At 57.6% G+C, this 6253-nt stretch carries 5 protein-coding genes and 1 tRNA gene; 4 read left to right on the top strand and 2 right to left on the bottom strand.

Translation table 11 applies throughout. The annotated features are described in order from the left end of the window. Window positions 1-79 precede the first annotated feature (79 nt). Together ABRP64_RS10400 and ABRP64_RS10395 are read right to left on the bottom strand one after the other, a co-directional pair. Window positions 80-153 (bottom strand) — tRNA-Arg (locus tag ABRP64_RS10400). Window positions 154-193: 40 nt separating this feature from the next. Beyond that, entirely contained in the window at window positions 194-1117 is a 924-nt protein-coding gene (locus ABRP64_RS10395; RefSeq protein ID WP_284771302.1) for a LysR family transcriptional regulator, read from the bottom strand. A gap of 66 nt (window positions 1118-1183) precedes the next feature. Here ABRP64_RS10395 and ABRP64_RS10390 point away from each other — a divergent pair, with 66 nt between their 5' ends. The 4 genes from ABRP64_RS10390 (at window position 1184) to ABRP64_RS10375 (ending at window position 6230) form a co-directional block, all read left to right on the top strand. Next, window positions 1184-3235 (top strand): bifunctional copper resistance protein CopD/cytochrome c oxidase assembly protein, encoded by a 2052-nt coding sequence (locus tag ABRP64_RS10390; protein ID WP_410762391.1) that lies wholly within the window; start codon window positions 1184-1186, stop codon window positions 3233-3235. Window positions 3236-3427: 192 nt separating this feature from the next. Next, on the top strand, window positions 3428-4024 hold the full coding sequence (locus tag ABRP64_RS10385; RefSeq protein ID WP_284852644.1) for a single-stranded DNA-binding protein: 597 nt from the start codon (window positions 3428-3430) through the stop codon (window positions 4022-4024). A gap of 109 nt (window positions 4025-4133) precedes the next feature. Continuing rightward, window positions 4134-5804, top strand: a complete 1671-nt coding sequence (gene ettA, locus ABRP64_RS10380; RefSeq protein ID WP_284852643.1) for an energy-dependent translational throttle protein EttA — start codon at window positions 4134-4136, stop codon at window positions 5802-5804. Between the two features lie 12 nt (window positions 5805-5816). After that, window positions 5817-6230 carry an acyl-CoA thioesterase gene (locus ABRP64_RS10375; protein ID WP_349866370.1) on the top strand — a complete coding sequence of 138 codons (414 nt, stop codon included), beginning with the start codon at window positions 5817-5819 and terminating at the stop codon, window positions 6228-6230. Window positions 6231-6253: the final 23 nt, after the last annotated feature.

Below are 6253 nucleotides of genomic sequence, written 5' to 3'. Positions count from 1 at the left end.
AGAACAAAAACGACTGAGATGCCGGTTTGTCAACGATGTCGCGACTGACCTGTCAAGCATGTCGCGACTCATGACACGGTGCCCCCAGCAGGACTCGAACCCGCGACACATGGGGTAGAAACCCACTGCTCTAATCCGCTGAGCTATGGGGGCTGGACAGCACACTCATATTAGCCCACGGCCACGGTGATTTCTAAGCCAGGGGGCGGGCGGAATTGTGCGTGCGCAAAATACCGACCAATTCTTGGGCGGCTGGGGTCAGTTCGCGGTCGGAGCGGTACGCCACGATGGCGTGGAACCGCGGAAGTTCCTCTTTGACCGTTAGCGAAGCGATGCCCTGCGGATGCAGCGCGGGGGCGCACCGTGGCATGAAGCTGATGCCAAAGCCACTGGAAATCATCGGAATGGCAGCGTGCAGCGATGTCACGTCTTGAATGTGATTCGGCTTGTAGGAGGGGTGGTTCTCCCACAGTTCATCGTAGAGCTCTGCCATGCCGGGAAGCTCGCGGCAGTGGGGAGGCACCAGCCAGGTTTCCTCGCGCAAGTCCCGCAAGGAGATCGGGGAGGGGAGGTGCGACAGGCTTTCTGGCACCGCGAGGGTGTAATCGAACTCGGCGGCGTCGTGGATGGTCAGCTCGGGGGAGTAGCGGCGAATGAAGGCTTTGGGGTCGGACGTCGGCAAGAGCGCGAGGTCCACCTGGCCCTCCAATAGTCGCTTAACGGCGGTGGCCGCAGTGGAATCATCCAAGCTAATGCGAGCCGAGGGGTGGATTTCGGTGAGCTCGGAGAGGATGGAAGGGGTAAATTCCCAGTTCAAAATGGGGCACGACGTCAGGGAGACGGTATTGGCGTTATCGCCGGTGATTTCTCTGATGTGGCGCTGGGCATCGGCAAGCAGGGCATCAACCTTAAGGGCGGTGTCATAGACATAATCACCCGCCTCCGTGGTAGTTACGCCCGAACGACCCCGGGACAGCAACTGGGTATTGAGCTCCTTTTCCAATTTGCGGATGGAAAGGCTCAGGGAGGGTTGTGTCATTTCGAGGGCTGCGGCGGCATGGGTAAAGGACCCATTGTCTACAACGGCACGGAAATAAAGAAGTTGACGGGTGTCCATAGGCTCTATCATGGCATATCCAGGGGAAAAATATGCGTTCGCTTTGCATTAGGGTGGCCCTATAGAATGCGAGCTATGGTCAATAAGCTGGTCAAAAGCACGCAGTCTGGAACGCAAAAACCCCGTCCTTCCTGGGGAATTTTTATTGCAGCAATGCTTTTTGCTGGCTTGGTTGCCGGGTTCATTTCCTTATTCTTATTGGCGGATTCCTTGGCTGCCTTGGGCATTCCGGACCCTGGGCGGATTACCACCTTTGGCCTGCCGCTGTTTCGTGGGCTGGCGTGGCTCTTGATGGCGCTTTCTGTGGGCTCCTTTTTGGCCTCGTCGTTTCTCATCGCCCCGCGTGGCGAGAACGATTCCCTCATCGGGGCACCATTATCGGTTGACGGCCATATCGCCGCCCGCACCGGTACGTGGTCGGCCTTCGGCGTTGCGGCCGTGGGGCTGGTAGAAATCCCGATGATCATGTCGGACCTTACCGGCACGCCGTTTTTTAAGGTCTTCAACCTGACCATTCTGAAAATGGCCTTTACGGAAATTTCCTCCACCATCGTGTGGGGGATTGCGGTGCTCATCGCCCTTACCGTGGGAATTATTGGCAGACTCAGTCGCACCTGGGCCATGCAGCCGGTTCTGCTGTTGCTGTCCATCCTGCAAGTAGTTCCCATCGGACTTGAGGGCCACTCGGCGACCGGCGGCGACCACGATTACGGCACGAACTCGCTGCTGTGGCACCTGGTATTTGTGATGCTCTGGGTAGGCGGCCTCATGGCGCTTATCGCGCACGGCCGGCGCTTGGGCCCGAATCTCGCCTTTGCGGTCAAGCGCTATTCCACCATCGCGTTCATGGCCATCGTCGTGCTGGCGGTATCCGGCCTGGTCAATACGCTCATCCGGATGGATATTTCGGACCTGCCGCAATCACCCTACGGCATTATCCTGATTACCAAATTCGTGCTCACCATTCTGCTGGGCATTATGGGGCTTATCCACCGTGAGCTCACCATTCCGCAGTTAGATCGAAACCCGCGGCTCTTTATCCGTATCGCCATCGTGGAGCTCGCAGTCATGGCGGGAACGATTGGCGTAGCCATCACCCTGGGGCGCACCGTGCCACCACCGCCGCGGGACCCAAATTTGAGCTCCATGCAGATCCTTATGGGCTATAACCTGCATGAGGCGCCCACGGTATTCAATATCTGGACGATGTTCCGCTTTGACATCATGTTTGGCACGATTGGCCTACTCTTGGCCGCGGCATACGGCTACTTGGTCTACCGCGTGCACAAGCGCGGGTTGAGCTGGGACAAGGGGCGCACCGCGTGGTTTATGGTGGGCTCGCTGGGACTTACGCTCGTCATGTCCACGGGCCTCGGTCTGTACATGCCGGCCATGTATTCCATTCACATGCTGGTGCACATGATTTTGTCTATGACCATTCCGCTGCTCATGGTGTTAGGCGCGCCCGTCACGTTGGTCATGGAGGCCTACGAGCCGGGTCCGAAGGGCCAGCCCAGCCTGCACGATTATGCCTTGGCGCTGACCCAATCCACGTTCGTGCGGATCATTACCAATCCCTTCGTGAATTTGGCGCAGTACCTGTTTTTCCTCTACGTGCTCTATCTTTTCCCGAGCCTGTACGAATTCGCCATTTCGGAGCACGCCGGCCACCTCATCATGAACTACGTGTTCCTCATTTCCGGCTACTTCTATTTCTGGGAAGTCATCGGCCCAGATCCCCTGCCCAAGCGCCATTCCACGCCCTTCCGCCTTGGCATGCTTTTCTTGTCGATGCCCTTCCACCTCTTCGCCGGCGTGTACCTGATGCAGCTGCAAACGGTGCTTGGCCTCGACTTTTATCAGTACCTCGAGCTGCCCTGGGATCAGGACCTGTTGCAGGATCAGCGCGTGGGTGGGGGCATCGCCTGGGGCTTTGGCCAATTCCCCTTGGTCATTGTCTTTGGCAAGCTCTTCTTGGATTGGCTGCGCGATGACCGCGCGACCGCACGGCGCCACGACGTGCAGGCGGAGGCGGACGATGACGCTGAGCTCGCCCGCTATAACGCGATGCTGGAGAATATGAGCCACGGCGATGAAAGCGGGTTCCGCGGGCACTAAATAGCCGGCCACTTGTGGAAAACTCACCCGAAAGTGACCATCCTGGCGCCACTTTGTTGAAGAGAACAACAAGTTATCCACAGCGCTGATGGTCATAGCATGGTGCGGGTTGCGCTGCGGCAGCAGGATGTGAAGGCGAGCGAGGGACATACCACTCGCGAACTCACAACCTAGTAAAGGAATTTCAGCACCATGTCTCAATACCCAGTGATGCTCACCGGCCGCCTTACCCAAGACCCGATCTTGACCAAGACCTCGACCGGCGCATATAAAACCAAACTGCGCATCGCATCCTCACGGCGCGTTCCTGACCGCCCCGCCGATACCGGCACCGAGGCGGAGAACCAGCGCGGCCAGCAGCAGTGGCGCGATGTAGACCACCTCTTTATTGACGTGGAAATGTGGAACCAATTTGCCATCAACGTCAAGAAATCCCTGGCTAAAGGGATGCCATTGCTCGTCTGCGGCTCGATCGTCTCCGATCAGTGGCGCGATGATGAGGGCAAGGACCACTACCGCACCTTTATCAAGGCACAGTATGTGGGCTTGGACCTAAACCGCCACGTCATTGGTGCAAAACGCTTGGCGCCGCAATATAACCAGGAAAACATCGCTATTCCGGAGCTTGGTGATAACGAAGTTGAGCCCGACGTGGATAACTCCGCGCCGGGAGATACCGCCGCCGATACCGCTGCAGACCGCATCCAAGCGGGAAATAGCGTGGCAGCCCAGGACAGTGAGGAAGTAGCAACGCAAGAGGAGGAGACCGCCGAAACCGTGCATGCATAGCGCCAGCCATCCGCCTCGGGTTCGCCCGACCCGAGGCACCTAGGCGCGCATTCTGATGTAGTGTTTGTGTAGATAAATACGTCTCCCAAATTTTTGCAAAGGGGTAAAAGTGGGCGAATTCATCTACACGATGAAAAACGTGCGCAAGGCAATTGGCGATAAGGTCATCCTTGATGATGTCACGATGGCGTTCTACCCGGGCGCCAAGATTGGTGTGGTCGGCCCCAATGGTGCCGGTAAATCCTCCATTCTGAAGATCATGGCCGGCTTGGATCAGCCCTCCAATGGTGAGGCATTCCTCGACCCGGGCGCTACCGTGGGCATCCTGCAGCAGGAGCCGCCGCTGAATGAAGAAAAGACCGTGCGCGGCAACGTCGAGGAGGGCCTCGGCGATATCTTTGAAAAGAAGCAGCGCTTCGAGGAAATCGCCGAAGAAATGGCGACCAATTACAGCGACGAGCTCATGGTAGAAATGGGCAAGCTGCAAGAGGACCTGGATGCTGCCGATGCATGGGAGGTTGATTCCAAGATCGAGCAGGCAATGGAAGCATTGCGCTGCCCGCCTTCCGATGCCCCGGTGACCAACCTCTCCGGTGGTGAGCGCCGTCGCGTGGCCTTGGCCAAGCTCCTGTTGACGGAGCCGGACCTGCTGCTTTTGGACGAGCCCACCAACCACTTGGACGCCGAGTCCGTGGAGTGGCTGGAAAAGCACTTGGCGGATTACCCAGGTGCCGTCTTGGCCGTCACCCACGACCGTTACTTCTTGGACCACGTGGCAGGCTGGATCTGTGAGGTGGACCGCGGCAAGCTGTACCCGTACGAGGGCAACTACTCCACCTACCTGGATAAGAAGCAAGAGCGCCTCCAGGTTGCCGGTAAGAAGGACGCCAAGCTGCGCAAGCGCTTGAAGGACGAGCTGGAATGGGTACGCTCCGGTGCCAAGGCTCGCCAGGCCAAGAACAAGGCGCGTTTGGAGCGCTACGAAGAGATGGCTGCCGAGGCGGAGAAGTACAAGAAGCTGGACTTCGAGGAAATCCAGATTCCTACGCCGCCGCGCTTGGGCAATAAGGTTGTCGAGGCGAAGAACCTGGTCAAGGGCTTCGATAATCGAACCCTGATTAAGGACCTTTCCTTCACCCTGCCGCGCAACGGCATCGTCGGTGTTATCGGCCCGAACGGTGTGGGTAAGACCACGCTGTTTAAGACCATCGTCGGTTTGGAAGAACCGGATGATGGCTCCGTTGAGGTCGGTGAGACCGTCAAGCTGTCCTACGTGGACCAGAACCGCGAGAATATCGACCCAGAGGCTACCGTGTGGGAGGTCGTTTCCGGCGGGCTGGATTATATTCACGTTGGCCAAAATGAGATGCCATCGCGCGCATACCTTTCCGCCTTCGGTTTCAAGGGCCCGGATCAGCAAAAGCCGTCGAAGGTGCTCTCCGGTGGTGAGCGCAACCGCTTGAACTTGGCGCTGACCCTGAAAGAGGGAGGCAACCTTATCCTTCTTGACGAGCCAACCAACGACTTGGACGTCGAAACCCTGGGTTCGCTAGAAAACGCCTTGGAGAAATTCCCTGGCTGTGCCGTTGTTATTTCCCACGACCGCTGGTTCTTGGACCGCACCTGTACCCACATTTTGGCGTGGGAAGGCAACGTTGCCGAGGGGCAATGGTTCTGGTTTGAGGGTAACTTTGGTGACTATGAGAAGAACAAGGTGGAGCGTCTGGGAGAAGACGCCGCCCGTCCTTCTCGCGTAACTCACCGCAAGCTCACCCGATAATTCCTGAGGAGAATGATGGCGACCGATAACGCGCATACCCACCAAGTGTCCACCCGTTGGGGCGATTTCGATATGTGCGGCCACATGATGAACGCCAACTATATCGAGGTTGCCCAGGAGGCGCGCTTGGCTTTTGCCAAGGAGAATATCTATGCCAAGGGTATCGATTTCATGGCCTTGGTGCGTCATCTCGACGTGGACTATATGCGGCCCATTCCCTTTGAGGGCAATGCCCACGTCATCGTGGAAACCTCCGTTTCCCAGATCGGTTCGTCATCCTTTACCACGACCCAGCAGGTCAAGACCGCTGCTGGGGAGGTAGCGGCCACGGTGAACTGTGTGCAGGTTGTCATTGACAAGAAGAAGCACACCCCGCGCCCGCTTACGGATGAGGAAAAGGATATTCTGCAGATGAGCGCTTCCTAACTGGCGCACTAGGCACATGAAGA

The sequence above is a fragment of the Corynebacterium sp. KPL4015 genome (assembly GCF_040225725.1).
Lineage (GTDB): Bacteria > Actinomycetota > Actinomycetes > Mycobacteriales > Mycobacteriaceae > Corynebacterium > Corynebacterium rhinophilum.
The sequence above is the reverse complement of the archived record's forward strand: the minus strand, read 5'-3'. Positions and strand labels throughout refer to the sequence as shown.

Excerpts from the sequence above, each read along its gene's own strand:
- ABRP64_RS10395 (WP_284771302.1), bottom strand. The coding sequence starts at position 1,117 with ATGGACACCCGTCAACTTCTTTATTTCCGTGCCGTTGTAGACAATGGG.
- ABRP64_RS10385 (WP_284852644.1), top strand. The coding sequence starts at position 3,428 with ATGTCTCAATACCCAGTGATGCTCACCGGCCGCCTTACCCAAGACCCG.
- ABRP64_RS10375 (WP_349866370.1), top strand. The coding sequence starts at position 5,817 with ATGATGGCGACCGATAACGCGCATACCCACCAAGTGTCCACCCGTTGG.
- ABRP64_RS10390 (WP_410762391.1), top strand. The coding sequence starts at position 1,184 with ATGCGAGCTATGGTCAATAAGCTGGTCAAAAGCACGCAGTCTGGAACG.